At 66.9% G+C, this 25,120-nt stretch carries 26 protein-coding genes and 1 pseudogene; 12 read left to right on the top strand and 15 right to left on the bottom strand.

Annotated features, from left to right (window positions below; translation table 11 throughout):
- The first annotated feature begins 55 nt into the window (after nucleotides 1-55).
- Nucleotides 56-475: a DUF3830 family protein gene (locus WOA58_RS15775; protein ID WP_340605230.1), complete on the top strand. Its 420-nt coding sequence runs from the start codon at nucleotides 56-58 to the stop codon at nucleotides 473-475.
- Between the two features lie 25 nt (nucleotides 476-500).
- Here the strand turns inward: WOA58_RS15775 and WOA58_RS15770 are convergent, their stop codons facing one another.
- Entirely contained in the window at nucleotides 501-1,769 is a 1,269-nt protein-coding gene (locus WOA58_RS15770) for a Zn-dependent hydrolase (protein ID WP_340605229.1), read from the bottom strand.
- Nucleotides 1,770-2,019: 250 nt separating this feature from the next.
- Here WOA58_RS15770 and uraD point away from each other — a divergent pair, with 250 nt between their 5' ends.
- Genes uraD through uraH form a run of 3 tightly spaced genes read left to right on the top strand, consistent with a single transcriptional unit; the run spans nucleotide 2,020 to nucleotide 3,913 of the window.
- Complete coding sequence (gene uraD / locus WOA58_RS15765; RefSeq protein WP_340605228.1) at nucleotides 2,020-2,550, top strand: 2-oxo-4-hydroxy-4-carboxy-5-ureidoimidazoline decarboxylase; 531 nt, start codon at nucleotides 2,020-2,022, stop codon at nucleotides 2,548-2,550.
- A 47-nt stretch (nucleotides 2,551-2,597) separates the two neighbouring features.
- A complete protein-coding gene (gene pucL, locus WOA58_RS15760) occupies nucleotides 2,598-3,569 on the top strand; it encodes a factor-independent urate hydroxylase (protein ID WP_340605227.1) in 972 nt (323 codons plus the stop codon).
- Nucleotides 3,566-3,913 carry a hydroxyisourate hydrolase gene (gene uraH / locus WOA58_RS15755; RefSeq protein WP_340605226.1) on the top strand — a complete coding sequence of 116 codons (348 nt, stop codon included), beginning with the start codon at nucleotides 3,566-3,568 and terminating at the stop codon, nucleotides 3,911-3,913. The genes pucL and uraH overlap by 4 nt, the downstream gene beginning before the upstream one ends.
- Before the next feature lie 237 nt (nucleotides 3,914-4,150).
- Here the strand turns inward: uraH and WOA58_RS15750 are convergent, their stop codons facing one another.
- The gene (locus tag WOA58_RS15750) at nucleotides 4,151-4,318 is read right to left on the bottom strand and encodes a DUF7544 domain-containing protein (protein ID WP_340605278.1); all 168 of its coding nucleotides are present in this window, start codon (nucleotides 4,316-4,318) and stop codon (nucleotides 4,151-4,153) included.
- Nucleotides 4,319-4,416: 98 nt separating this feature from the next.
- Complete coding sequence (locus tag WOA58_RS15745; protein WP_340605225.1) at nucleotides 4,417-4,617, bottom strand: hypothetical protein; 201 nt, start codon at nucleotides 4,615-4,617, stop codon at nucleotides 4,417-4,419.
- 298 nt (nucleotides 4,618-4,915) lie between these two features.
- On the opposite strand from WOA58_RS15745, the gene WOA58_RS15740 reads away from it, so the two are divergent.
- Nucleotides 4,916-6,088, top strand: coding sequence for a C45 family peptidase (locus WOA58_RS15740; RefSeq protein ID WP_340605224.1), 1,173 nt, complete (start codon nucleotides 4,916-4,918; stop codon nucleotides 6,086-6,088).
- An 81-nt stretch (nucleotides 6,089-6,169) separates the two neighbouring features.
- Here the strand turns inward: WOA58_RS15740 and WOA58_RS15735 are convergent, their stop codons facing one another.
- Both WOA58_RS15735 and WOA58_RS15730 read right to left on the bottom strand, forming a co-directional pair.
- A complete protein-coding gene (locus tag WOA58_RS15735) occupies nucleotides 6,170-6,325 on the bottom strand; it encodes a hypothetical protein (protein WP_340605223.1) in 156 nt (51 codons plus the stop codon).
- Nucleotides 6,322-6,540 (bottom strand): hypothetical protein, encoded by a 219-nt coding sequence (locus WOA58_RS15730; protein ID WP_340605222.1) that lies wholly within the window; start codon nucleotides 6,538-6,540, stop codon nucleotides 6,322-6,324. Before WOA58_RS15730 ends, WOA58_RS15735 begins: the two co-directional genes overlap by 4 nt.
- Here WOA58_RS15730 and WOA58_RS15725 point away from each other — a divergent pair.
- A pseudogene (locus WOA58_RS15725) lies at nucleotides 6,446-7,268 on the top strand (tripartite tricarboxylate transporter permease); the annotation flags it as partial. The gene WOA58_RS15730 and the pseudogene WOA58_RS15725 overlap by 95 nt on opposite strands.
- A 70-nt stretch (nucleotides 7,269-7,338) precedes the next feature.
- Here WOA58_RS15725 and WOA58_RS15720 read toward each other — a convergent pair.
- The 5 genes from WOA58_RS15720 to WOA58_RS15700 all read right to left on the bottom strand — a co-directional run bounded on the left by WOA58_RS15720 (nucleotide 7,339) and on the right by WOA58_RS15700 (nucleotide 13,523).
- Nucleotides 7,339-7,542 carry a hypothetical protein gene (locus WOA58_RS15720; RefSeq protein ID WP_340605220.1) on the bottom strand — a complete coding sequence of 68 codons (204 nt, stop codon included), beginning with the start codon at nucleotides 7,540-7,542 and terminating at the stop codon, nucleotides 7,339-7,341.
- A 54-nt stretch (nucleotides 7,543-7,596) separates the two neighbouring features.
- Nucleotides 7,597-9,519 (bottom strand): archaea-specific SMC-related protein, encoded by a 1,923-nt coding sequence (locus WOA58_RS15715; protein ID WP_340605219.1) that lies wholly within the window; start codon nucleotides 9,517-9,519, stop codon nucleotides 7,597-7,599.
- A gap of 439 nt (nucleotides 9,520-9,958) precedes the next feature.
- Nucleotides 9,959-10,990, bottom strand: coding sequence for a phosphate uptake regulator PhoU (locus tag WOA58_RS15710; protein WP_340605218.1), 1,032 nt, complete (start codon nucleotides 10,988-10,990; stop codon nucleotides 9,959-9,961).
- Between the two features lie 125 nt (nucleotides 10,991-11,115).
- Nucleotides 11,116-12,426: a dicarboxylate/amino acid:cation symporter gene (locus WOA58_RS15705; RefSeq protein ID WP_340605217.1), complete on the bottom strand. Its 1,311-nt coding sequence runs from the start codon at nucleotides 12,424-12,426 to the stop codon at nucleotides 11,116-11,118.
- A 119-nt stretch (nucleotides 12,427-12,545) separates the two neighbouring features.
- Nucleotides 12,546-13,523, bottom strand: coding sequence for a ring-cleaving dioxygenase (locus tag WOA58_RS15700; RefSeq protein ID WP_340605216.1), 978 nt, complete (start codon nucleotides 13,521-13,523; stop codon nucleotides 12,546-12,548).
- 107 nt (nucleotides 13,524-13,630) lie between these two features.
- Between WOA58_RS15700 and WOA58_RS15695 the strand changes: the two genes are divergently transcribed.
- Nucleotides 13,631-15,490 (top strand): PAS domain-containing sensor histidine kinase, encoded by a 1,860-nt coding sequence (locus WOA58_RS15695; RefSeq protein ID WP_340605215.1) that lies wholly within the window; start codon nucleotides 13,631-13,633, stop codon nucleotides 15,488-15,490.
- 40 nt (nucleotides 15,491-15,530) lie between these two features.
- Here WOA58_RS15695 and WOA58_RS15690 read toward each other — a convergent pair whose 3' ends face one another.
- On the bottom strand, nucleotides 15,531-16,109 hold the full coding sequence (locus WOA58_RS15690; RefSeq protein WP_340605214.1) for a magnesium transporter: 579 nt from the start codon (nucleotides 16,107-16,109) through the stop codon (nucleotides 15,531-15,533).
- Nucleotides 16,109-16,678, bottom strand: coding sequence for a magnesium transporter (locus tag WOA58_RS15685; protein WP_340605213.1), 570 nt, complete (start codon nucleotides 16,676-16,678; stop codon nucleotides 16,109-16,111). The genes WOA58_RS15690 and WOA58_RS15685 overlap by 1 nt, the downstream gene beginning before the upstream one ends.
- Before the next feature lie 137 nt (nucleotides 16,679-16,815).
- Between WOA58_RS15685 and WOA58_RS15680 the strand changes: the two genes are divergently transcribed.
- Nucleotides 16,816-18,051, top strand: coding sequence for a hypothetical protein (locus tag WOA58_RS15680; protein WP_340605212.1), 1,236 nt, complete (start codon nucleotides 16,816-16,818; stop codon nucleotides 18,049-18,051).
- A 206-nt stretch (nucleotides 18,052-18,257) separates the two neighbouring features.
- A complete protein-coding gene (locus tag WOA58_RS15675) occupies nucleotides 18,258-18,623 on the top strand; it encodes a methylglyoxal synthase (RefSeq protein WP_340605211.1) in 366 nt (121 codons plus the stop codon).
- 74 nt (nucleotides 18,624-18,697) lie between these two features.
- Here the strand turns inward: WOA58_RS15675 and WOA58_RS15670 are convergent, their stop codons facing one another.
- Nucleotides 18,698-19,435 (bottom strand): ICP22 family protein, encoded by a 738-nt coding sequence (locus WOA58_RS15670; protein ID WP_340605210.1) that lies wholly within the window; start codon nucleotides 19,433-19,435, stop codon nucleotides 18,698-18,700.
- Nucleotides 19,436-19,797: 362 nt separating this feature from the next.
- Here WOA58_RS15670 and WOA58_RS15665 point away from each other — a divergent pair, with 362 nt between their 5' ends.
- On the top strand, nucleotides 19,798-20,160 hold the full coding sequence (locus tag WOA58_RS15665; RefSeq protein ID WP_340605209.1) for a hypothetical protein: 363 nt from the start codon (nucleotides 19,798-19,800) through the stop codon (nucleotides 20,158-20,160).
- 357 nt (nucleotides 20,161-20,517) lie between these two features.
- On the opposite strand, the gene WOA58_RS15660 is transcribed toward WOA58_RS15665, so the two are convergent.
- Entirely contained in the window at nucleotides 20,518-21,546 is a 1,029-nt protein-coding gene (locus WOA58_RS15660) for a mannonate dehydratase (RefSeq protein ID WP_340605208.1), read from the bottom strand.
- Between the two features lie 70 nt (nucleotides 21,547-21,616).
- Nucleotides 21,617-22,390 (bottom strand): SDR family NAD(P)-dependent oxidoreductase, encoded by a 774-nt coding sequence (locus WOA58_RS15655; protein ID WP_340605207.1) that lies wholly within the window; start codon nucleotides 22,388-22,390, stop codon nucleotides 21,617-21,619.
- A gap of 115 nt (nucleotides 22,391-22,505) precedes the next feature.
- On the opposite strand from WOA58_RS15655, the gene WOA58_RS15650 reads away from it, so the two are divergent.
- Together WOA58_RS15650 and gfo6 are read left to right on the top strand one after the other, a co-directional pair.
- Entirely contained in the window at nucleotides 22,506-23,957 is a 1,452-nt protein-coding gene (locus tag WOA58_RS15650; protein WP_340605206.1) for a family 4 glycosyl hydrolase, read from the top strand.
- Nucleotides 23,958-24,028: 71 nt separating this feature from the next.
- The gene (gene gfo6, locus WOA58_RS15645) at nucleotides 24,029-25,108 is read left to right on the top strand and encodes a D-xylose 1-dehydrogenase Gfo6 (protein WP_340605205.1); all 1,080 of its coding nucleotides are present in this window, start codon (nucleotides 24,029-24,031) and stop codon (nucleotides 25,106-25,108) included.
- Nucleotides 25,109-25,120: the final 12 nt, after the last annotated feature.

Here is a 25,120-nt window from a genome sequence, read left to right as displayed (position 1 = left end):
GAAAGAGATAATTGCGAACGGCAGAGACGGAGACTGCTACACGCCACCACCAACCATGAGCACATTAGAACTCGAGATCGAGGAGCGGACGTTCACGGCGGAGCTACACGAGGAGGCGGCGCCCGAATCGGTCGCGGCGATGCGCGAGTTCCTCCCGCTGGAGTCGGAGCTGATGCACGTCAGATGGAGCGGCCACGCGACGTGGATCAACATCGACGAGATCGAGCTCCCGGAGCTCCCCCGCGAGAACCACACCGTCTACCCCTCCTACGGAGACATCCTGCTGTATCCCGGCTACCGGAACGAACAGGAGATCCTCGTCCCCTGTGGCTCGACCTGCTTCAAGAGCCCGGCGGGCGAGCTCGCCGGCAACCACGTCGCGACGATCGACGCGCCGCGCGAGGAGCTCCGGGAGATGGAGCAGGAGACGCTCCGAACCGGGATGAAGGACGTGACCGTCCGCCTCGTGGAGTGAGACGACGGGCGTCCGGGCGGCATTCCTATTCAGTCGCCAGATCGTGGAGGGCAACGGCGAGCAGACGCGTCGCCGCCGCACAGTCCTCCCAGTCGGTCCACTCCGCCGCGCTGTGTGAGTAACCCCCCTCGGAGGGGGCGAAGACGAGCCCCGCATCGGTCGCCTTCGCGATATGCATCGTGTCGTGTCCGGCCCCGGAGTGGAGGTCGATCGCGTCGATCCCCACCCCCGCGGCCGCGTCATGCAGGGCCGCGACGCAGCGATCGCTCATGGCGATCGGTTCGATGTCGTACGGGCGGCTGAAGCTCGTCTCGACGTTCCGTTGGTCCTCTAGGCGGTCCAGACAGCTTTGAATGCCCGAGACGATCCGTTCCATGGTGGCGTACTCGACGTCACGGACGTCGATCCCCAGACGGACCGCACCGGGGATGACGTTGATCGACCCGGGTTCGACCTCGAACTGGCCCACGGTCCCGACGGCCGTTTCGCTTCGCCGTCGGACGATCTCGTTCGTCGTCGACTCGAGGTCGAGAACCAGCTCGCTCGCGGCGGCCAGCGCGTCGGTACGCGAGCCCATGGAGGTGGTTCCGGCGTGGTTCGCCTCGCCGACGATATCGACGTGACACCGGATGGTGCCGGTGATATGCGTCACGACGCCGGCCGAGGCCGGCGCCTCCTCCAGCCGGGTGCCCTGTTCGACGTGCAGTTCGAGCCACGAGTCCCATGCCGCCGCGTTCAGGCGGCCGTCGCCCCGGAATCCGATCCTCGCCAGCGCCTCCTCGAGGGTCACGCCGTCCCCGTCGGCGGCCGCGAGCGCGTCGTCCACGTCGCGCGCGCCGATCGCGACCGAGGAGCCGAGGACGCCGTCCGAGAACCGCCCCCCCTCCTCCTCGGTGAACGCCACGACCTCGACGGGACGGTCGGGTGAGAGCCCGGCGTCCTGCATCGCGCGGACCGACTCGAGACCGGCGTACACGCCCAGCACCCCGTCGAAGATCCCCCCCGAGACGACCGAGTCGAGGTGGCTCCCGGTCGCGACCGCGCGGGCGGTCGGGTCGGCACCGTCGGGTACCCAGCGCCCCGTGACGTTGCCGACGGCGTCGACGCGCACCTCGAGCCCCCGCTCCTCGAGGCGCTCCACGAAGTACTCCCGAGCCAGCCCGTCGGCCTCGGTCCCGGTCAGCACCGTCCGCCCGTGCCCCTCCTCGTCGGGGAGGGCTCCGAACTCCGCCGTCCGCGTGATGTCGACCCGAACTCTGTCCCCGTCGACGTACCGGTGGAGCTGCTGATCCATTCGCCTAGACGTGCTACGGTACCACAGGGATTCGTTTGAAGCTATCGGAAGCGTGTGTTTTCGGGTCGGCTCGGGAACGTCCCCCGCGGCGGCCGATCGCCGCCCCGGTCCCGACCCGGTATCGACGCCGACCGGTTCCGTCGGGCGCGATCACAACGCCTGTTCGCCGAAACCGCTGTGGCGTACCCGGTTCCGACAGCTCCAGCCGACGAAAAGTTTTAAGTGACGGGTACACCCCAATTGAGACGCGATGACGAGACTCACGGTAGAGGAGCTGAACCGGGCCGACGAGGCGGAGTTCGTCGACGCCCTCGGCGGGGTGTACGAGGAGTCGCCGTGGGTGGCCGAGCGGAGCTGGCCCGAACGGCCGTTCTCGTCCGTCAGCGACCTCCAACGGGCCATGGAGGAAACCGTCCGAAACGCGTCGCGGGAGCGACAGTTGGAGCTCCTCCGGGCACATCCCGACCTCGGGGAGCGAACCGAGATGACCGAGGAGTCCCGCGAGGAGCAGGCCTCCGCCGGCCTCGACAGTCTGGATCCGGACCAGTACGAGGCGTTCCAGCGGCTCAACGAGACCTACCGCGAGCGGTTCGGGTTCCCGTTCATCATGGCGGTGCGGGACGAGTCGGTCGACGCGATCGAGGACGCGATGACGGAGCGGGTCGAGCACTCGGAGCCCGAGGAGTTCCGAACCGCGCTGGAGGAGGTCCACGAGATCGCGGCGCTCCGGCTCGAGGAGCTACTGGAGCCACGGGAGCACGAACGGGGGTCGGGACCCTGAGGAGCGACCCCGCCTGCGACGAGCGACGGAACATCGAGTCACCACGCATGAGTCACAGCAACGAACGCGACGACGATCGGGGTACAGAGCGCAGAACGATGAACTACGGCAAGGAGAAGGTCGCCGTCTACCGGACCTACGCGACCCCACTCGAAGGGATCCGTCCCATCCCGGAGTCCAGCTTCGAGGGCCGGGACAACGTCCTCTTCGGGCTGGAGGTGCGCGTCCAGTTCGAGGGCGAGGAGTTCCTGCCCTCCTTCAGCGAGGCCGACAACAGCAAGGTGGTGGCGACGGACTCGATGAAGAACTTCGTCCTCCACCAGGCCGGGGAGTACGAGGGGGCGACGGCCGAGGGCTTCCTCCACTTCGTGGGACGGGAGTTCCTCGATACGTACCCGCACGTGGAGCGGGTGAAGATGTCAGCCACCGAGTTCCCCTTCGACGAGCGCCCGGTCCCCGGCGAGGACGGCTTCGAGCCGAGCGATCTCGTCTTCCGGGTGTCCGACGACGAATCGGCGTTCGGCGAGGTCTACCTGGATCGGGTCGACGGCGAGCCGACCATCGCCGAGCAGACCAGCGGCGTCACGGACATCGAACTGGTCAAGGTGAAGGGCAACTCCTTCACCGGCTACATTCAGGACGAGTACACCACCCTCCCCGAACGCGAGGACCGCGCGCTCTACATCTCGCTCGACGTCTTCTGGGAGTACGAGGACCCGGAGGACGCGCTGGGGGAAGAGCCCGAGCGATACGTGCCGGCCGAGCAGGTCCGTGATATCGCTCAGGTCGTCTTCGACGAGGTCGACTCGAACTCCATCCAGGACCTGATCTACCGGATCGGCCTGCGGGTCCTCGAGCGGTATCCCCAGCTCGAATCCGTCGAGTTCGAGGCCAACAACCGCACCTGGATCGAGGTCCGCGACGACCTCGAGGGCGACGCCAAGGTGCTCAGGGAGCCGCCCCGACCGACCGGCTACCAGCAGTTCTCGATGGACCGAAGCGACCTGGAGGAACGATGAGCGCGGGACTGACCACGCACGTCCTCGACACCAGCCGCGAGGGGCCCGCCTCCGGCGTCGACGTGACGCTCCAGCGCCTGGACGACTCGGGCGCTGAGACGATCGGTCGGGGGACCACCAACGACGACGGCCGGCTTGACGAGCCGTTGCTGACGCCCGATCGGATGGAAACCGGAACCTACCGGCTCCTGTTCGACGTCGGAGACTACTACGACCGCGAGGGGAGGGAGTCGACGTTTCTGGACATAGTCCCGGTACGGTTCACCATCGCCGACGCGACGGAGCACTACCACGTCCCCCTCCTGCTGTCGCCGGGCGGGTACACGACCTATCGGGGGAGCTGAGGGGACCCCCGCCCGTCTCCCCATCGTACCGACGGGGTCCTGCCGATGTCGATGTCGAACGACGCGCATCCGCACTCTTCACATACATGTTAAAAGCTTCCCCGCCCCTCTGTTTTACCTCCTATTTATGGCCTTTCGTTCATATATTAGGAAAAACACCAACGTATATCTAATATACAGGCCTTTATCCGTGTCTGTATTTTACGGATGTAGAGGTTTAAGTACGGGTTGCCGTGCCTACTCGTGTCCCGGATCGTCCGCCCCGCGTATCCGGGCCCGCAGCTCGGGGATCGGGTCGAGCCGTTCGTTCGTGTCCCCGAGGATCAACAGCGCGTAGTACCGGAGGTAGGTCCGCAGCGGGACCTGCAGGAGGAGCCCGGCGACGAACGCCGGGCCGCAGCCCATGCGTCGTCCAGGTTCTCGATCGCATACACCGCCATGGTCGGCCCTTCGTCGGATCGGGCCAAAGCTCTACTGCCCGTCGCCCCACGATCGGGAACCGGTCACACCGTGATCCGGTAGCCGGCGCCGCGGAGGGCGCCGACCAGCTCGTCGTCGCGCATGGACTGTTCGACCGCGACGTCGAGCGTTCCCTCCCGCCGATCGATACGGACGTCCCGAATGCCGTCGATGGCCGTCAGTCCGTCCTCCGGGTGTCTGGCGCTCTCTTCGTCGACGATGTCGATGGTGCGTCGTCGGATCATACGCGACCGTTCTCGCTCGGCGATCCTTACTGTTCTGGCCGGGCATCGATCTCCTCTGGCGCTCCCGAAGTCCGACGTCGCCGAACTCGTTTAAGTGATTCTCGCGACAAGGGGAGAAGTAAGCGGGATTCTACGAGCCGCCTGCGTCGTCCAGCGGCGTCCATCGATCGGAACGGCCGGCGGCGCCCTCTCTCGGCTCCGGAATGCCGGTCCCCGGATACGTCCTCGAACGCCTCCGACGGCGAGGTCGCATGCACCGGGCCAAGAGTCAATCCCCTCGAGTCCGTCGTCACACTACATGAACGATACGGGCGTCGACGTTCCCGCCGACGCGACCGTCGTGGAGGAAGTCGACAGTTTCGCCGAACAGGCCCGGCGCCGGGCCGAAACCGAACGCGACGCCGTCGAGTGGGCCATCGACGAGCTCGAGCGCGTGATCGACGAGCAGGGTACCGACCTCGAGCCGCTGCTCGAGTACGCCGGCCGCAGTCGGGAGAGCCTGCCCGATCGCCACCTCCGGGCGTATCGGGCGATGGACGAGGTCCTCGACGTCGACTCCGCCGTCTACGACGTCTACGTCTTCGCCTACGCGGAGCTCTGTGAGGAGCTGGCCGACGGCCCCGGCCGGTCCGAGAAACACCCGAAGGGGTGTACGAACGCGCTCGTCGCCCCACAGCGATCCGACGAGGGCGCCGGGCCGCTCGTCCTCAAGAACCGGGACATCGCGGGCCGGGGGACGCGGCCGAAGTCGATCATCGAGCAGCCGCCGATCGACGACTACCACGGCTTCCTGACGGTCGACACCTGTGGGACGATCTCGACGTTCAAGGGCGTCAACGACCGGGGACTGGTCGCGGCCAACACCTACATCGACAGCGCGCGCGACGACGTCGAGCCCGAGGACCAGCTCCGGAACGGGACCGTCATCCGCCGGATCCTGGAGGAGTGTGCCTCGGTCGGCGACGCGCGGGAGCTGCTCGAGTCCCATCCGACCCGTCTGCTGTGTGGGCAGACGCTGTTCCTGGCCGACGCGACCGACAGCGCCCTGCTCGAGGTCGACCCGGTGACCGAGCGGATCACCGTCGAGGACGGCCCCGTCGTGGTCAGGACGAACCACTTCGTGAACTCGGCGTCGACCCGGACCGAGAGCTCGAGGAAGCGCCGTGAGCGCGCGCTGGAGCTGCTGGAGGGGGAGCGACCCGACCGCGAGGAGGTGCGGGCGGTCGCCCGGGATCACGCGAACGGACCCGGCGACGAGTCGATCTGTCGCCATCCCGAGCCCGAGACGGACGAGCCACACGCGTTCGGGCAGCTGACGACGGCGAGCGCCACGATCTTCGAGGGTGGCTCGCCGATGATCGACGTCTGGATGGGCAGCCCGTGTGGGGCCAGGGCGACGCGGTGTGCGTTCGGCGAGGAGGTCCCGAACGACCTCCGAACCGGCCGGCGATGGCTCGATCGGCTGCACTGAGCGCGATCCGGGGACGACACCGTGGAACGAGGGAAAGAACGGGAGGGGTCCGCATGACGGCCCACCCGTCTCCCGTTCCGGTCAGATCGCGTAGTAGAGCAGGGCGACGACCATCACGACGGTCAGCAGGGTGAGACCGATCAGCTGCCGGCGCCACGTGGGATCGCTCCACGCGTCGCGGTAGATCTCGCTGAGACTGGGGACCTCCGGGTCGTTCTCCCTGTCCGCGTCGGTCATTGGACGTCGATCCCGCCGAGGCCACATAGACGTTTTCCCGGCTCCCGTTCGCCGATCCATCGGTCGAAGCGTCGGCTTCCCCGCAGAAACGGGAACTTCTTCGGCCCGCACAGGACCGACCGGTATCGGGAGGGGATCGGCGCCATCGACGTCCAACAGGAGATCACCGGCATCACGCCCTCGATCGCGGACCTGAAGGAGATACGAAACGTCACGATCGGGTCGAGCGTGATCGGGTCGTTCGTCGGCGATCCCGGGGACGGGCGGCGACATCGCCTCGTTCGTGACGTACAACGAGGCCAAACGATGGACGAAGGACGCGGTCCCGGCGTTCGGGGAGGGGAACCCCAAAGGCGTCGCCGCCGCCGAAGCCGGGAACAACTCGAGCACCGCCGGCGCGTTGATCCCGACGCTGACGCTGGGGATCCCCGGCGACTCGGTGACGGCCATCCTGATCGGCGCCCTGCTCGTTCACGGGATCCAGCCGGGCCCGGGGCTGTTCGAGAACGAACCGGGGCTCGTCTTCTCGATCTTCATCGGATTCTTCGTGGTGTACGTCGTGATCCTCGTCCTCGGACTCCTGGGGGCTCACCTCTGGGTCCGCGTCATCAACTTCCCGGCGAAATATCTCTGGCCCAGCATCCTCGTGTTCTGTGTCGTCGGCGCGTTCGCGCTCCAGGGCAGTCTCCTCGACATGTGGGTGATGGTCGCCGCGGGGGTGTTCGGCTTCGTCCTCCGAATGGACGGCTACCCGCTGGCCCCGATGGTGCTGGGGCTGATCCTGGGGCCGATCGCCGAGCAGAACCTGCGTCGATCGCTCGAGCTCTCGGACGGGAGCTGGGCGATCATCTACACGAGCCCGATCGCGATGGCGATCCTGCTTCTGGCCGTCGTCTCCCTGTTCGCACCGATCGTCCTCCAGCACCGGGAGAGCGGGTCGTAGCGTCCACCGGGCTCCGCTCGACCCCCCATCATCCAGCCGCGATCGAACTCCCGGAATCGGAGTTCAGAAGTCACTGAGCGAGCGCTGATTGCGCACCAGTGGATACCTCCTCCGTCGTGAGATGCGTCGCGAGCTCCTCGGCGGAACCGTGTTGCGTGTAGACGACCTCCCGATCGACCCCGCGGACGGCCTCGACGAGCTCGGCGAAGTCACGGTGATCGGAGAGCGGGACCGTCACCTCGTAGTCGCCGCGGTACTGGCAGCCGTCGTTCATCGCCCAGCCCGAGAAGCCGGCCTTGATCGCGTCCCGTAACGGTCGCGTCCCCCGTCAGATCTCCTCGATCCGCTGGTGGCCGTCGTCGAGGGCGCTCGCGTCCTCGGGGAGCAGTGCGACGACGATGTAGGAGGCGTACTCCTCGAGATACTCGACCAGCCGTGCGATCCGCCCGGAGTCGATCGCCTCCAGGGAGTCGAGCAGGAGGAACGGCATCTCCTCGTGGACGTCGTGGACGAGATAGCCCGCCAGCGCGAGCACCAGCCCGGTCACCTCGCGCTCGCTCTCGCTCAAGTGTTCGACCGAGTCCTCGTAGGTCGTCCCGTCGTCCGTCTGGCGGGTCACGTGGAGCTCGAAGCTCGCGTCGTCGCTCCCCTCCGGGTAGCGATACTCCAGCCAGATCCGCGCGAGGTTCCTGTAATCGAGGAGCTCGACGACGGTCTCCATATGCTCGTTGAACGCCTCGATCGCCTCGCGCTCGACGCGCTCGATGCGCGTCCGAAGCTCTTCGAGCTCCGCGTTGATCTCCTCGCGGCGGGCCTCGAGCTGCTCGCGCTCCTCGAGGCGGGATTCGAACTTCTCGATGTCGTCCTCGAGGGCGTCGCGCTGGCGCGTCAGCCGGTCGCGCTCGAGTTCGAGCTGCGTGACCTCCTTCTGGGCGGTCAGGAGCTCCTCGTCCTCTTCGTCGGTTTCGACGGCCGACTCCAGCTCCTCGACCTCCTCGAGCAGCTCCTCCCGTCGCGATTCGAGCTCATCGATCCGATCGGTTCGATCCGCCAGTTCCGTCTTGGTTGTTTCAAGCGATCGTTCGAGTTCGGTCCGTTCGTCCCTGGTCGCGGCGTGTTCTTTGCGTCGAGCTTTGAGCTCCTCGAGTTCTCGATCGAGTTCGTTGCGCCGCTCGACCTTCTCCTGGCGGAGCTCCTGGAGGCGCGAGACGGTCGACTCGATCTCCTCGGTGCCGACCTCCGAGCCACAGGTCCAGCAGGTCACCTCGTTCGACTGGTCCGCGAGCAGCTGATCGGTCACCGACCCGCCGTCGGCCTCCGTCCGCGTCCCTTCCCGTTCCTCCTCGCCGAGGAGATCCGTGACCCCCTCGTCGGTGATCCGCTCGTTGAACTGGATGACCGTCTGGAGCTGGGAGACGATCTCCTCGAGCTCGCGTTTCCGGCCCCGGACCCGTTCGATCTCACCGGCCAGGTCGTCGAGCTCGTCCTCGTCGACGGTCGAGAGTTCCTCGAGCTCCGCTTCGAGCTCCTCCCGCTCAGCTTCCAGCGAGGAGACGCTCTCCTCCTCGGTCTCGAGGTCGTAGGTGACGTCCTCGAGCTGGGACTGGGTCTCGCGAAGCGAGTCGAGCCGGTCCGAGCCCGTCCCCTCGGAGTCGGAGCGCTGGACCGTCGTCAGCGACTCGCGTGCCTCTTCGAGATCCGCCTCGGCGGTCTCGAGCCGGTTGGTGACGCGTGCGTGCTCCTCCTCCAGCGAGCCCAGCTCGCGTTCGGCCTCGGAGAGCTCCGAGAGCTGATCGTCGATGCTGCGCTTCTCGGCCTGGAACTGGCTGATCCGGGCCTCGATCGCGTCGACGTCGACCGGCCGGAGGATGAGCTCCCGGAGGTCATCGTCCCGGACGACGGCGCGCCGGGCCGGATTGGACTCGAGCAGGAACGCGAACAGGTCCGCGAGCTGCGGATCGTCGAGGTAGGGATCGCCGGCGAACGCGACGCCGCCGTCCGTGCGCGTCAACGTGCGGGTGTAGCTCTCTCCGCCGAGATCGAGCGAGACCGACCCCTGGTCGGCGTCGCCCTTGAGCGAGACCCGCTCGCTACCGAGGGCGGCCATCAGCGATCGGAGAAACGAGGTTCGGTTAGTCGCGTTTCGGCCCGCGAGGACGGTGACGCCGGGCGTGAACTCGACCGACGTGGCGTCGATCCCACCGATCTTCTCGATGTCGACGCCGGCGGTCGTACCCTGATCTGAGGACATTATATAGTCCCGTTACGACCTTATAGCCAATAAGCGTTCAGCCGGCGCGGTCCGCCGGGAGCCGGTCGAAAGGGATCGGACAGTTCTTCCCGCAGCAGACTTCTTACTTCACCCCTTATCGCGAGAACCACTTAAACGACCGAACATCGAGTCCGGGGGATCTGTTGGGGCCGGAACGACGACCCCGCTCACGGGGGTGGGTCGTCGAAGGGTGCCCGTTTCGGTCCGCCACGGGCGGGCGCAACGGGATCACATGGCAAGGTGGTCTTTCGTCGATGCCTCAAGGTATCGTCGGGCCGCGCCGTGTTATCATGACATGAGATAACACGGATCGCGATAGAACATAACTCTAACGGCTATCGTCCTATGTGTATACCATAGCGTAATACGGGTATAAGGACGAACTGCCCGACCTCGGACGCACGGCTCGCAGGGGCGCTCACTCGATCGCGACGTGTTCGCTTTCCTCGTTGAGAGCGAGGTTTGCGGCGATCTCGGCGTTGCGCATGGCGAACTGGGCGGTCTGCTGGAGGCTCACCAGCACCTCCCGGACCTGCAGGAGGTCCTCGTTGTCCATCTCGGGCAGGTCGCTCAGGATCTCGTCCTCCCGATCCGAGATCTCCTTGAACAGCTCGCGGACCCGGATCGTCAGGTCGTAATCGCGTTCGACGGCCGCCTCGACCGCCAGCGCCGTGATCTCGTCGACCTGGTCGGTGAACTCCCGGATCCGGCGCATCGTCGCGCTGTCGACGGCAAGCGAGTGGTCCTCCGATTCGAGGACGATCTCGGCGATGTCCTCGGCGTTATCGGCAGTGAGCTCGAGGTTCTTCGCGATCGAGCGGTAGCCGATCAGGGCAAAGCCGTCGTCTAACCCCACCGCCCGCGCCAGCGTCGGGTTCTGATACGCGGTGAAGATCAATCGAAGCAGGAGGACGAAGATCTTGTTGGCCTGTCGTTCGCGGTTCAACGCTCGCCGCGCGAGGTCGGGATTGCCCATCGCGAGCGCCTTGACGGCCTCGCCGCGCATCGTGCTGCCGGTGTTCTCGAGGCGTTTGAGCAGGTTGTCGAGCGTGAAGTCCTCGGGATCTGCCGAAGAGCGTATCGAGATGTCCTCGGGAGTCTCCTCGATGACCCCCAGCCCCATGAGCTGGGTTTCTGCCTCGTAGACGGCGTTGATGTGGTCCGAAGAGAGCGCTCCCTCCTCCTGTTGGACGTGGATGATGCGGCGTCCGAGGACGTACTGGGCGACGATCGCCCGTTCGACGGCCTGGGCGTCGAGCTCGTCGGCGTGGATGATCGCCTCGCTCTCCTCCTGATCGGCGGACTCGGGCATCACGGTCAGCGCGCCCTTGCTGCCGCGTCGCAGCGTCACCTCGTCCCCTTTCTCGACGCCGTGTTCCCTCGCCCACTCCGCAGGTAGTGTCATCGCGAGCGTCGAGGGCCCCAGTCGCTGGACCTTGCGCGTATCCATGAAGGGGGATACATCCTGGAGGATATTAATATATCTGCTACCAGAATTAAATGTCTTCTCGGCCGGTCGGCACGCGCCGAGGGCCCCGAACGGCCGGGAGACGCCCGGGCGATGGGGACGGCGGGTCAGTCGTCGCTCGGCGCGACCGCCGGGGTCCCGTCGCCGCTCGCCCAGACGCCGCGGTCGAAGTCGACCGCACCGTTCCAGTGGGCCACGAGCGTCGCGACCGCCAGGTCGCCGGTGACGTTGGTCATGGTGCGAAGCCGGTCGAGCAGCGGGTCGATCCCCGCGATGAAGCCGACGACCGCGACCGGTAGCCCCACCTGGGTGAGCACGAGCGTCATCAGGATCAGGCCCGCGCTCGGGACGCCCGCCGTTCCGATCCCCGCGAGCACCGCGATCGCGACGACGACGACCTGTTCGGTGATGGTGAGCGAGGCGCCGACGACGTTCGCCGCGAAGACCGCGACGATCCCCAGATACATCCCCGTCCCGTCCATGTTGATCGTCGCGCCGAGCGGGAGCGAGAAGCTGTAGATCCCCTCGTTGACGTGGAGGTTGTCGTCGGCGTTCGACATCGAGACCGGCAGCGTCGCGCTCGAGGAACTGATGCTCAGCGCCGTCATCAGCGCGTCCTTGATCCCGACGAGGAAGGCGATCGGCGACTGCTGGGTCAACACGAGGATCATCACACCGAGATAGACGACCGTGACGTGGATCGCGACGGCGATCAGCAGCGTCAGCGCCAGCATGGCGAACGTGCTGAACACCTCGACCCCGGCCTCGGCGAACGCGACGGCCATGAGCGCGAAGATGCCGATCACGCCGTACTCCATGATCCCCCAGACGACCTTGAACAGCGCCTTCGATCCGGCCTCGGCCATATTGAAGAACGTTTCGACGCCCTCCGCGACGCTCTGCTCGTCGGTGCCCTCGCGCAGCAACACGAGCGCGAGCCCGAAGACGATCACGAAGAAGATCGTCGCCAGGATGTCGCCGGTCGCCATCGCCTCGATCGGGTTCTCGGGGACGATCCCGAGGAACACCTCTAGAAAGCTGGGCGCCTCGTCGGCCTCGAACTCCGCGTCCGTCAGCGTCAGCCCCTCCCCCGGCTGGATGACGTTCGCGATGACCAGCCCGATCGTCACCGCGATCATCGAGGTGACCGCGTAGATCGCCACGACCTGGCCGCCGATCTTGCCGAGCGACGCGGGCGAGAGCTCCCTGATACCCATCAGCAGGGTGAAGACGATGATCGGAACGACGATCATCTCGAGCAGCCGCACGAACAGGTCGCCGAGCGGCTCGAGGACGGTCACCGGCTCGCCGACCGCCAGGCCGACGATCGAACCGAGGAAGAACGCCGCCCCGATCCGGTAGACGATCGGTATCGATCGGTATCGACCCCATACTTGTCGTATGCTACCCAGTGCCATTTCCGGAGATATCGGTTCCCCCGGTGAAACCGTTGGCCATGCAGTGACCGGGTGTATAAATCACGGGCAGCTCCGCCGGTCCACCTCGTCCGACCCCGTCCGAACGCGCGCGGAACCCGCTACTCGCCGGCTCCGGCCGACTCGGGGCGCGGTATTTCTATATCGGGGAGCCCCGCCTCGATCCGCTGGCGCCGGCTCTCGAATCGTCCGGGAAGCACGAGCCGCTCGCCGAGCTCCTCCAGGGGTTCGTCGCTCGTGTACCCCGGCCCGCTCGTGGCGAGCTCGAAGAGGATCCCGCCGAACTCCCGGAAGTAGACCGAGCGAAACCAGTGGCGGTCGATCTGCTGGGTCGGGCGCAGCCCTGCCGACTGGACGGCGCTCCGCATCGCCTCCTGCTCCTCGTCGCTCGGCGTCTGGAAGGCGACGTGATGGACCGTGCCGTGGCCCTGTTGCCCGTTCCGGGCGGTCGGGAGCACGTCGACGTACTTCCCCACGGGCCCGGAGGCGGCGAACCGGGTCCGCTCGCCGCCTGCGTCCTGCTCGGAGCCGACCTCCTCCAGTCCCATCGTCCCCAGCAGCTCCTCGGTGGGACCGGGGTCCGAAAGCGCGAGCGTCACCGAATGGAACCCGCGGATCGCGGCCTCCTCGGGGACGAACTCCGTCCAGGGGACCGTGGGATCGTCCGCGGGGACCTCGACCTCGACCAGCTCGACCGGCAGCCCGTCGGGGTCGCGAAACGGGAGGACGGTCTCCCCGAACCGCTCGATGCGGTCGTCGTAGTCGACGCCGTACTCCTCGAAGCGCTCCTCCCAGTACCCGAGGCTCCCCTCGGGGACGCGGAAGGCGGTCCGGGAGACCTGCCCGGCGCCGACCGACCCCGGCGGGAGGTCCGCCCAGGGGAAGAACGTCATGCTCGTCCCGGGCGTTCCCTCGGCGTCCGCGAAGAAGAAGTGGTACGTGCTCGGGTCGTCCTGGTTGATCGAGCGCTTGACGAGCCGGAGGCCGAGCGTCTCGACCCAGAAGTCGACGTTTCGCTGTGGGTCGCCGGCGACACAGGTCACGTGGTGGATGCCCGGCGTGGGCGTGGGATCTGCCATCGTCGGTCGCTACGGGCCCCGGGGACTTGAGTTCGCGCTGACGTGAGTGTTACCGGGTCGGTCGTACCCGACAACGTTATGTCAGTATGAATACAGTATGTACCCGGATGGATCACACGTCCGAGCAGAAGCTGGTCGAGCGCGCCGACTTCCGCGATTTCGTCGACCAGTTCGACGACGTCGCCGTGTGGTCGGGCGGCGAGTCCGGGTTCGACTACATGAGCTCCGGGTTCGAGGGGATCTACGGGCGTCCCGTCGCGGAGGTCCTGGAGGATCCCACGGTGATCCTCGAGTGGGTCCACCCCGAGGACCGCGCTCGGGTCGCGGAGGTCATGGCGGGTCGGGACGAGCGCGTCCGGAACGGGGAGTCGATCCGGTTCGATCACCGCGTCCTCAGGCCCGACGGCGAGTGTCGGTGGGTCGAGACCCGGATCTTCCCGGTGCATACCCCTTCGGGCGAGGTCTCCGAGGTCGTCGGCGTCACGACCGACATCACGGACCGCAAGGAGCGGACCGACGAGCTGAACAGGACGCGCGATCACCTGCGGGCGATCCTCGAGAACACGCCGGCGGTGATCTACATGAAGGACTCGGAGGGGCGATACCAGTACGTCAACCCGGCCTTCGAGCGCGTCGTCGGTCACTCCCGGGAGGAGGCGCTCGGCAAGCGGACAGGGGACGTCCACCCGGACGCGAACGCCGAACGGATCGAAGCGATGGACAACGAGGCCTTCCGGCGCGAGGAGCCGGTCGAGCACGTCGAGGAGCTCGAGTTCGATGGCGAGCGCCGGGTCTACCTGAACACGCGGGTCCCCCTGTTCGACGGCGACTGCGAGCCGTACGCAATCTACGGGATCGCCACCGAGATCACCGAACAGAAGAAACACGAGGAGAGCATGCGGGCGCTGGCCGAGGCCGGGCCCCGACTGCTTGAGTGTCGGACGACCGAGGAGATCGGCTCGGTCGCCGTCTCCACCGCGAACTCCGCCCTCAATCTCCCGGTCACGGCCCTCCTGGAGCACGAGAAGCAGGAGGGCGTGCTCCGGCCGGTCGTGACGACCGAGGAGACGACCGACCTGCTCGGGGACCCGGCGGCGATCGAGCGCGGGTCGGGGATCGCCTGGCGGGCGTACGCGACCGGCGAGGTGCGGATGGTCGAGGACGTCGGCGCCGATCCCGACGCCCACAACCCCGACAGCGCCATCGAGAGCGAGATCGCCGTCCCGGTCGGCGAGTACGGGGTGCTGCTCGCCGGCTCGACCGAACCCCGCGCGTTCGACGACCACGACCGCAAGTTCGCGACGATCCTCGGCGGGATGATCCAGAGCACGCTGGACAGAGTCGGCCGCGAACGACAGATACAGGCGAAAAACGAGCGGCTGGAGGAGTTCGCCGGCGTCCTGGCGCACGACCTCCGGAACCCGCTCAACATCGCATCGGAGTACGCGAAGCTCGTGCGCGAGACGGGCGACATGGAGCACCTCACGCCCGTCGAGAACAGCATCGAACGGGTGGTGACGATCGTCGAGGGCCTGCTCGCGCTCGCGCGGACCGGACAGGGGTTCGACGAGTTCGAGGAGGGGACGATCGCCCGGCTGGCGCGCGAGGCGTGGTCCTCGGTCGAGACGGAGGACGCCTCGCTTCGGATCGAGACCGACCGGGAGATAACCGCCGAGCTCGGGTGGCTCCAGCGGCTGTTCGAGAACGCGTTCCGAAACAGCGTTGAACACGGCGGACCGGGCGTCACCGTCCGCGTCGGGGCGATCGACGGAGGGTTCTACGTCGAGGACGACGGCCCCGGGATCGACCCCGACCACCGCGAGCGGTTCCTCGAGGGGGACCCCTCGGAGGGCGACGTCCGCTTCGGGTTCAAGGTCATCCGAGACATCGTCGACGCGCACGGCTGGGAGCTCGCGATCGAGGAGGGCGAGGCGGGCGGCGCGAGGCTCGAAGTGCTGACCGGGTAGCGAGCCACCCGTCACACCCGATGATTCCTCGGTCCACGACTCAGAAGCCGAGCACGAGCGCCGAGACGCCGATGAAGATGACCATCCCGAAGACGTCGACGACGTTCGTGACGATCGGGATCGTGGTGTCGTCGGGGTCGACCCCCAGCCGGTAGGAGGCGTAGGTCGCCGCGAAGCTGAAGACGACCGCGATCACGGCGACGGACATCCCGCTGATCAGCGAGATGATCAGCAGGGTGGTCAGCGGCAGTCCGATTCCCAGGAACGCCCCCAGCAGGTATGCGCCGACGGCGAGCGCGGTGAAGATCGTCGCCGCGAGCGCGAGGACCGCGGCGACGTTCGCCCACAGCACCCGATCGCGGGGGTCGAACTCCGTCGTCCCGAGGTGCAGACGTGAGGAGAGGCGCGAGGAGAGGATCGCCCCGAGGTTCCCGCCCATGTCGACCATCGTCGGGACCATCACCGCGAGGATGCCGTACTGTTCGAGCAGCTCCTCGGCGTCCTCGAGGGTGATGCCGGCCCAGAGGACGATGATCGAGAGCACCACCAGTAGGGGGAACATGTTCCCGACGATGCTACTGGTCTCCCACGTCCCGAGCGAGCCCTGTGGGACGACCATCAGAGGATCACCTCGACGAGGCCCACCGAGAGCAGGAGAAAGAGCATGCCGAAGATGTCACCGAGCGTCGTGACCGCCGGGCCGACGAGGTTGTCGGGATCGTAGCCGTACTCGTAGCCCGCGAAGATCAACACCAGCAGCCCGACGATCATGACGATCGAGGTCAGCGTGCCGGCGATCAGCATGATCCCGACGAACTCGTAGAGCGCGGCGGACTCCCAGCCCAGCACCAGAAGCGCGAGCCACGTGATGACGCCGATCACGACGGAGATGCCGATCCCGTTGATGAAGGAGGCGACGACGGCGTTGACGAGGCGCTCGTCGCGCTCGAACCGCGGCTCGATCAGCCCTTGATGGAGGCCGCTCGCGATCCGCCCGCCGAGCGCGCCGTAGACGTTCCCTCGCGTGGCTAAGAACACCGGTACCATCACGAGCAGGCCCGGGAAGCGCTCGACGCTCTCTAGGATCTCCTCGAGCACTAGCCCGGCGAAGAGGCCGCCGCCGAGCGCGACCAGCAACACCGGAAGCGCTTCCCGATAGATCGCCCAGAACTCGTTTCGGACACCCATATCCCTGCATGAGGGGGTTTCGAATTAAACCTACCGAGACGTTTCGTATCACCTTCCGGAACGTTTTCTCGGCGACCGTCCGGCACCCTGGCTACTGCATCGCTCGGGTTTTTATACCTCGACGCCGAACGCCTGGCGTGGCAACGGACAGCCTCGAACGGACGGCGACCCGATACGATGCGCCGTCAGGGGTCCTGCTGGCCTTCGCACTCGGCCTCGGACTGATCGGGGTCGTCTACCAGGCCGTCCACCCGGAACCGATGACGATCTGGCTCCTCGAGCTCGCGCTGATCGTCGTGCCGGCGGCGATCATCCTCTATGCGGGACACTGGCTCTCGACGCGGCCCCTGAACCGGGCCGGTCGCTGGGTCGTCGCCGGCGGTGTGCTCTGTGGGGCCCTCCTCATAGACGTGTTCGTCGGCGGGTACGTCGCCCTCCAGCACCTCACCGGGACGCCCGTCGGCGAGCCGGGACGGCTGTTCCTCGTCGGGGGGTTGGGTGGCGGGGTGGTCGTGTTGTCCGCGGCCGTCCCGTTCCAACGGCACCGATCGGCCGGAGCCGCCGATGCGTCGGCGGGTTCGATGGTCCGTCCCCCTGCCGAGAGCGGATCGTCGGCTCGGGAACCAGGGGGTGCGGACGCGGTCCATATCGAGTTCGTCGGCCCGCCCGGCGCCGGGAAATCGGTGATCCACGCGGCGCTGACGGAGGACCCCGGTCTCTTCGGGGGCGACACGGACGAGGCTATCGGCACCGTCTTCCGGAAGCGGTCGGGCCTCAAAGGGCGGATAGCGTACCAGGCGATGCCCTCGCGTCCCCGCTCGGTCGTCGAGAGCGAGTTCCTTGAGTACCGACTCAGATACCGCGCGCTGTCGGAGTTCCTCGAGAACTACCCCGACTTCCCGCATCTCCTGTCGGTCGCCGAGGCGGCCGTGGCCCACGACGCGGAGCGGATACGCCCCCTCTGTCAGCCGATCGCCGAGCAGTACCAGCTGGGTATGACTGCCATCGGGGACGACGAGGCCCTCTGTCTGGACGAGGGGTTCGTCCAGCGGGCCGTCTCCGTTCTGTGGCGGCGGCCAGCCGACTCGTTCTCCCTCGAGGAGTACTTCGACGCCGTGCCGGTTCCCGACGTACTGATCCACGTCGAGGCCCCCGACGACGTCTGTCTCGAGCGACAGCGCCGCCGCGGGAGGGTCGTCACCAACGAGTGGGGACCGGACGACCCCGCCGAGCTCCAGAGGCACCACCGGGAGAGCTGTGCCCGGGTGTGCGATCTGCTGGCGACTCGAACCACCGTGATCTCGGTCGAGAACACGGGCGACATCGATGACGTGGTCGAACGGGTTCGGCGGGAGATCCGGCAGTCGGGGTAGGTCTCCGACGCTCCCCCGGTCGTGTTGCCGCCCCGTGGATTTCGGCTGGTAACGAGAACGGGACGGGGGACTGTTCGGGTGCTCGGTACTCCCACTGTACCTGCGCGTCGTTTCGAAGGCCGTCGGACGTGTGGCTTGACGGACGGCCGTGAACCCGATCGGTGCAACGGGTGGATTGACGTCCGCCAATCCCGAACGAACGGACGATGCGCATCGCATTCATCGCTCATGACGAACGGAAGGCCGCCCTGATCGACCTCGTCGACGAACACATCGAGCTACTCGACGGGTTCGACTGTCTGGCGACCGGTTCGACCGGCGAACGGCTCGAGGAGGAGACCGGACTCGGGGTCGAACGGGTCGAATCGGGATCACACGGCGGCGACATGATGGTCGGGGCGGCGGTCGCTACGGGCGACTGCGACGGCGTGATATTCCTCCGTGACCCGCTGACCGCAAAGCCACACGAGCCGGACATCATGGCCTTGTTGCGGGTCTGTGACGTTCACGACGTCCCGGTCGCGACGAACCGCTCGAGCGCCGAGATGATGATGAGCCACCTAGCTGAGTAGGTCCCCTGGAGGCTCGACGGGGTGCCTTTCGAGCGTGAGATCGCCTTCATACGATCCGTCGAGGCGATCGCCGATCAGCTATCGTCCTCGTCCCTCTCCCGTTGCTCCGTTGCTTCGTTGCCCGACGGATCGGCGTCGTCGCCCTCGATTCCGGCCGCTTCGTCCCCGTCGGACTCCTCGGCAGTCGACGTGTCGTTCCCGTCGCCCGGTTCCTCATCACTCGGCTCGGTTTCGGGTACGTCCTCGCCAACGGGATCCGTTCCCTCGCCGAGTCCGTCGTCCTGCGTCTCCCGCCGGTTCGTCGTTTCGCCCGCGACGATCTCCTCTTCGTCGACCTCGCCGGCGCCCAACGGCTCCTCACCCGTCGGCGACTCCGCGCCGGTCGTCCTTCCCTCCAGTTTCGCGAGGGTATCGAGCCCCGTGGCCTCGGTCGTGCTCGTCCCGTCGGTGGCGCCCTCCGCGTCCTCGCGGGGGACGAACTCGTAGTAGAGCTGCTCCTCGGGGCCCATCGTCTCCGTCCGATAGACGAAGGCCAGCCCCTCGTCCTCGAAGGTCTCGAAGAACTCGTCCCAGGAGACCTCCTTGATCGAGTCGTCGGTCCGCCCTTCGGTGACGACGGTGAGACCGCCCGACCGGTTCCGGGCCGTCTCGGCCGTCCGTGCGACGGCCAGGTCGTTGCTCTCGATCCAGTTCCTGATCGTCCCGTGATCGGTCGTCATCCTCGTCTCGTCGGTCCGCGTGCTGTCATCGGACATGCTGATCCCGTCTAGCACGATCCCGGCGGGGCGCTTAGTGGTGTGGCTTGCACTCATGGGCGTAGCGGACCGGCGTCGGGGGACCGGACTACCCGACCTCGCCCGGCGCGCGCTCGTCCCCGTTCGACGCCCGTCCGAAGCGGTCACGGTGTGGTGTATCACCACACTTAATACCATCTGTGTAGAACGGACTACTAGCCACTGCTGTAAGCTCCATACATTTCCTGTCCCCCGGGCAGCGCGATCGATCACCGACGACGGGGTTGATCTTGCAGGGTAGCGGGTGTCACGATCGAAGGCGTTCGAGTCGGGTCGGTTCGGATCGGGAACACGCATCGCCGGCTTCGGCCTCGACGGCCCGAGAAGTGACCGTAGCCGAAGACAGATATAGCGAGGGGCCACACGTAGGTGATGGGATCATGAGCGACGCACGCTACGGGGCGCGGATCGACGGGGGGACGTTCTACCTCGCCCGGGAGGGTGACCGGGTCGAGGTCGGGCCGATGGACACCATCGTGGAACACATCGGCGGGGAGACGTACACGCTCGAGTACACCTCCCGACAGAGCGCGGTCTCCTGGTTGGCGACCGACGCCGACGACACGATCACGCTCGACGTCCGCCAGGAGCTCGAGCAGTGGGAGTACACGGACGCCTTCGTCGAGGACGTGAAGCGGAGCCCGCCCGACGAGGAGGCGAGCGAGGGCGCCCGCGCTCGAACGCGGGTGTTCGCCGACCTCGTGACCGACATCTGGGACTCGAAGGGGAACCTCGACGGATAGCACGGTCCCGTCGCGACGACTCCACTCTCGAACCCTCGTTTCCTTCCCCCCGGTCGTTCTGCAGTATAGAACGCGGTTCCGAGACCGGAACCGACCGGACACGTTCGATCCGTTACCCCTCGCACGTCCCCGTGTCTCCGGAGGTTTGTTACCGGACGCTCACTGGGGTTCCGGTAGCGACTCCGTGGACTGACAAACGTGCGTTTGTAATGCACGGGCCGTCGGTGTGGGTAGAGCGTAGCGCGTCGAGAATGGGATCGGCAGAACTTCGTTCTGTATGTCCGGGTAAGAGTTCACTCGAGCACCCATCGTTTCGATGGAGGGATGGTGTATCGAGGGTTCGGAGCGGAAGGGTCGTCAGCGGATCCCGCGGAGCATCCCCTTCATGTAGCCGACCGTGTAGGCCCGCCCGCGGTCCTTCCAGTCGTCGTCGCCCTCCAGGCGCGGGACGTGATCGGGAATCATCATCCCGGAGAAGCCGGCCTCGTCGAGCGCTTCGAGGATCGCGTACGGGTCGTAGTCGCCCTCGTCGATGAACGTCTCCGTGAAGGAGGGGATCGTCCCCTCGACGTTCCGGAAGTGGACGTAGACCAGCTCGTCGCGCCCGCCGAAGTGCTCGATGGCCTCGAAGAGGTCCTCGCCCATCTCGGCCCAGGTGCCGAGACAGAACTCGAGGCCGTGGTTCTCGCTCGGAACGAGCTCCATCGCGCGCCGGAAGCTCTCGAAGTCCCGGAACAGGAACGGCATCCCGGCGACGCGCTCGAGCGGCGGGTCGTTCGGATGGAGCGCGAGGGTCACATCTGCCTCCTCGGCGACCGGGAGCACTGCCTCCAGAAAGCGTTCGTAGTTCTTCCAGAGCTCCTCCTCGGTGTACTCGCGGCCGTGGCTCAGGGGCGCGTTCTCAAGCTCCGCGGCGTCCAGCCCCGTCGATTCGGCCCCGCCGCGCACTCTGCGGGAGGTCGAGGTGCGCCAGACGCCGCTGGGCGACCAGTGGTAGCCGAGCACGGGAATCCCCGCCCGACCCATGTTGCGGATCGTGTTCTTGACGTGCTCGAGCTGCTCGTCGCGTCCCGGCCCGCCGAGCATCACGTCATCGTAGAAACTGATCGGAATGTTCTCGATCGCGTTCAGCCTGAGGCCGGCGTCCTCCACCCGGTTCCGCAGCTGGACGAGCTCGTCGAACGCCCACTCCTTCTCGCCGGTGAGCGGGACCTCCGTGTCGCTCAGAAGCGGCGTCGCGTACATGTTCAACAGAACGTGCTCGACGCCGAGCTGGGAGATGTACCGGAGGCGTTCGCGCGTCGGCTGCATGAACTGCCCGAGGCCGACGCGCATCGGGAGCTCGTCGAACCGCTCGGTACTCGCTTCTGGTGGGCGCTCTGCCATACCGATCGACTCTCGCCGGCGGATATAACGATACCGGGTCACCCGCCACCCTGCGAACGGAACACCGGAGTTAGAACGCGCTGTCGTCGTAGGCGCCGTCGATCGTGATGATCTCACCCGTGGTGAAGGAGGCGGCGTCGCTCGCGAGGTAGACCGCCGCGCCGGCGATCTCGTCGGGCGTCGCGACCCGCTCCATCGGCGTGCGTTCGTCGATCGCCTCCCGGGTCTCGGTGCCCTCGTCGAACGCGCCGCCGGCCATCTCCGTCTTGACGAACCCGGGGGCGATCGCGTTGACGCGGATCTCGGGCGCGAGGTCGGCGGCGGCCGCGCGGGTCAGCCCGTTCACGCCGCTTTTGGCCGCACAGTACGCCCCGCGGTTCTCGCGGGCCTGACCCGCGGACATCGAGGAGATGTTGACGATGCTCCCGCCCTCGTTCATCCCCTGCCCGAAGGCCCGACAGGCCCTGAAGACGCCGGTCAGACAGACGTCGATGTCCTGGGCCCACTGCTCGTCGGTCATCTCCGTCACCGGCGCGCGCGCGACCGAGCCCGCCGAGTTGACGAGCACGTCGACGCCGCCCAGCGTCTCCTCGGCGACCTCCCACAGGTTCTCGATGGAGTCGTCGTCACGGACGTCGCAGGTGACGGCGGTGGTCGTCGCGCCGAGCGAGCGCAGCTCCTCGGTGGCGTCCTCGACGTTTTCCTCGCTGCGGCTGGTCGCGATGACGTCAGCGCCCTCCTCGGCGAAGCTGCGGGCGATCGCCCGGCCGATCCCGGTCGAGCCGCCGATCACGACCGCCGACTTGTCCGCGACGCTGACCGTACACTCCGACTGGTGTGCCATACTCCCCCGTTCAATCGTGCTACGAAAACTCTTGTGGAATCCCGGCCGCCGGGACTCTCCCCTGCGGACTACCGCGGCCCGTACTTATTTACCGGCCGGGCGTGAGTGATAGTCGATGACACTCGCCTCGACACAGGTGCGGACAGCGCCCAGTTCGGATCACGTGACCATCGCCTACATCGGCGGCGGCAGCCGCCAGTGGGCGCCGAACCTCATCCAGGACCTCGCGCAGTCGGAGCTCGACGGCGAGGTCCGGCTCTACGACGCCCATCCGGAGAGTGCCGAGCGGAACGCCCGCTTCGGGAACTGGGTCCAAGAGCAGGACGGTGCGGTCGCTGAATGGAGCTACGAGGCGACGGATACCCTCGAGACGACGCTCACGGGGGCCGACGTCGTCATCATCTCCACGCAGTACGACCCCGCCGAGACGTTCGTCCACGATCTGGACGTCCCGAAGGAGTACGGCATCTACGGGGCGGTCGCGGCGACGATCGGTCCCGGCGGGATCCTCCGGGCGATGCGGACGATCCCCCAGTACCGCGAGTTCGCCGCGGCGATCGCCGAGCACTGTCCCGATGCGTGGGTGTTCAACTACACCAACCCGGTCCACTTCGTCACCCGCGCGCTCTACGACGAGTACCCCGGGATCAACGCCATCGGCCTCTGTCACGAGGTGCTCGGCACGCGCCACCGGCTGGCGCGCTACGCCCGCGAGGAGCTCGACATGGACGCCGAGCGATCGGACGTCTCGGTCAACGTCAAGGGGATCAACCACTTCACGTGGGTCGACGAGGCGCGCTGTCAGGGCGTCGATCTCTGGCCGGTCCTCGAGGAGCTCCGCGATAGCGAACACGGCCACCGGCGGTTCACGCCCGAGGAGATCGAGGGCGAGAGCGTCTTCGTCGACAACTGGCAGGTGACCTGGGAGCTCTTTCGCCGGTTCGGCGTCCTGCCCGCCGCGGGCGACCGCCACCTGATCGAGTACGCGACCTGGTTCATGCAGGGCGGTCGGGAGGAGCTCAACCGTTGGGGGGTCAAACGCACGGGCAGCGACTACCGCGCGAAACACTGGACGCCCGCCGAGTCCGACCAGACCACCGACGTCGAGGCGTGGCTGGAGGGAGAAAAAGAGTTCGAGCTCACCGAGTCAAACGAGACGTTCGTCGACATCCTGCGCGCGCTCGTCGGCGAGGGGACCTACACCACGAACGTCAACCTCCCGAACGTCGGCCAGGTCGACGGCCTCCAGGAGGACGCCGTCGTCGAGACCAACGCGCTGATCCGGGCCGGCGAGGTGAAACCGATCGCCGCGGGCGGCTTTCCCCGGCCCGTCGAGAGCCTGATTCGAGGACACGTCGACACGATCGAGACGGTCATAGAGGCCTCCCGAACCGGCGACGTCGACGCGGCGTTCGAGGGCTTTCTCATCGATCAGCAGGTCCGTACCCTCGGGACGGAGGACGCCCGCGAAATGTTCGCGGAGCTGATCGTCGCCGAGGAAGGCTATCTCGAGGGCTGGGATCTCGAGGGATCGGCGGTGCTCGAGGAGTCGGAGGCCTTCGCGTAGGTTTCGGGAAGTGCCATCCCCGACGCCGGCCATCACCGTGATTTATTAGCTCGCTCGCGCAACCGAGGCACATGGAACCAGACGACGTCCGCTCGTATCTCGACTCGTTCTCACACCGCGACTGGCAGGAATCGGACGAGGAGGAGGGCCCGGTCCGGTTCGCGATGGTCGGGTTGGGCTGGTGGACCCGTGACGAGGCGATGCCGGCCGTCGAGGAGTCGACGTTCTGCGAGACGACGGTCGTCGTCAGCGGCTCGGCGGAGAAGGCAGAGGAGGTGGTGAACGAACATGAGACCGTCGAGGCCGGGCTGACCTACGAGGAGTTTCAGGACGGTGAGGCGAGCGACGCCTACGACGCGGTCTACGTCTGCACCCCGAACGCGAAACACCTCGAACACGTCGAGGCGGCCGCCGAGCGCGGGAAGGCCGTCCTCTGTGAGAAGCCCATGGAGGCGTCGGTCGAGCGGAGCGAGGCGATCGTCGAGGCCTGCCGTGAGGGCGACGCCACGGCGATGGTCGCCTACCGGATGCACACCGAGCCGACCATCAGGCGGGCCCGGGAGCTGGTGCGGGCCGGCGCGATCGGCGAACCGGTCCACGTCCATGGCGACATGTCCCAGGGGATCGTCGGCTGGGGGGCCGACCAGTGGCGCCTCGACCCCGAGCTCGCGGGCTACGGGACGAGCGTGATGGACCTGGGGATCTACTCGATCAACACGACCCGGTTCGTCCTCGATCGCGACCCGGTCGCCGCACAGTCGACCATGCACAGCGACCACGAGTACTTCTCGGAGGTCCCCGACGAGGTCGCGGCCTTCACCGTCGCCCTCGAGGACGACGTCTACGCGACCTGTACCGCGAGCCAGAACGCCCACATGAGCAGCCACCTCCGGATCACCGGCAGCGAGGGGACGATCCTGATCGAGCCCGCCTTCCACGGCGAGAGCGACCTCGAACTGACGGTCGGGAACACGACCGTCGAGGTCGACACCCCGGGGGTCGACCAGATGGAGGAGGAGTTCGACTACTTCGCGGACTGCCTGCTCGCGGGTCGCGAGCCGGAGGGGATGCCCGAACACGGACTGGTCGACATGCGGACGCTCGCGGCCGTCTACGAGAGCGCCGAGAGCGGCGAACGGGTCGAGATCTAAAGGAACTCCGTT

This window comes from Halalkalicoccus tibetensis (genome assembly GCF_037996645.1).
GTDB classification, from domain to species: Archaea; Halobacteriota; Halobacteria; order Halobacteriales; family Halalkalicoccaceae; genus Halalkalicoccus; species Halalkalicoccus tibetensis.
Note: the sequence above shows the minus strand (reverse complement) of the source record. Positions and strands in the feature narration are given on the sequence as shown.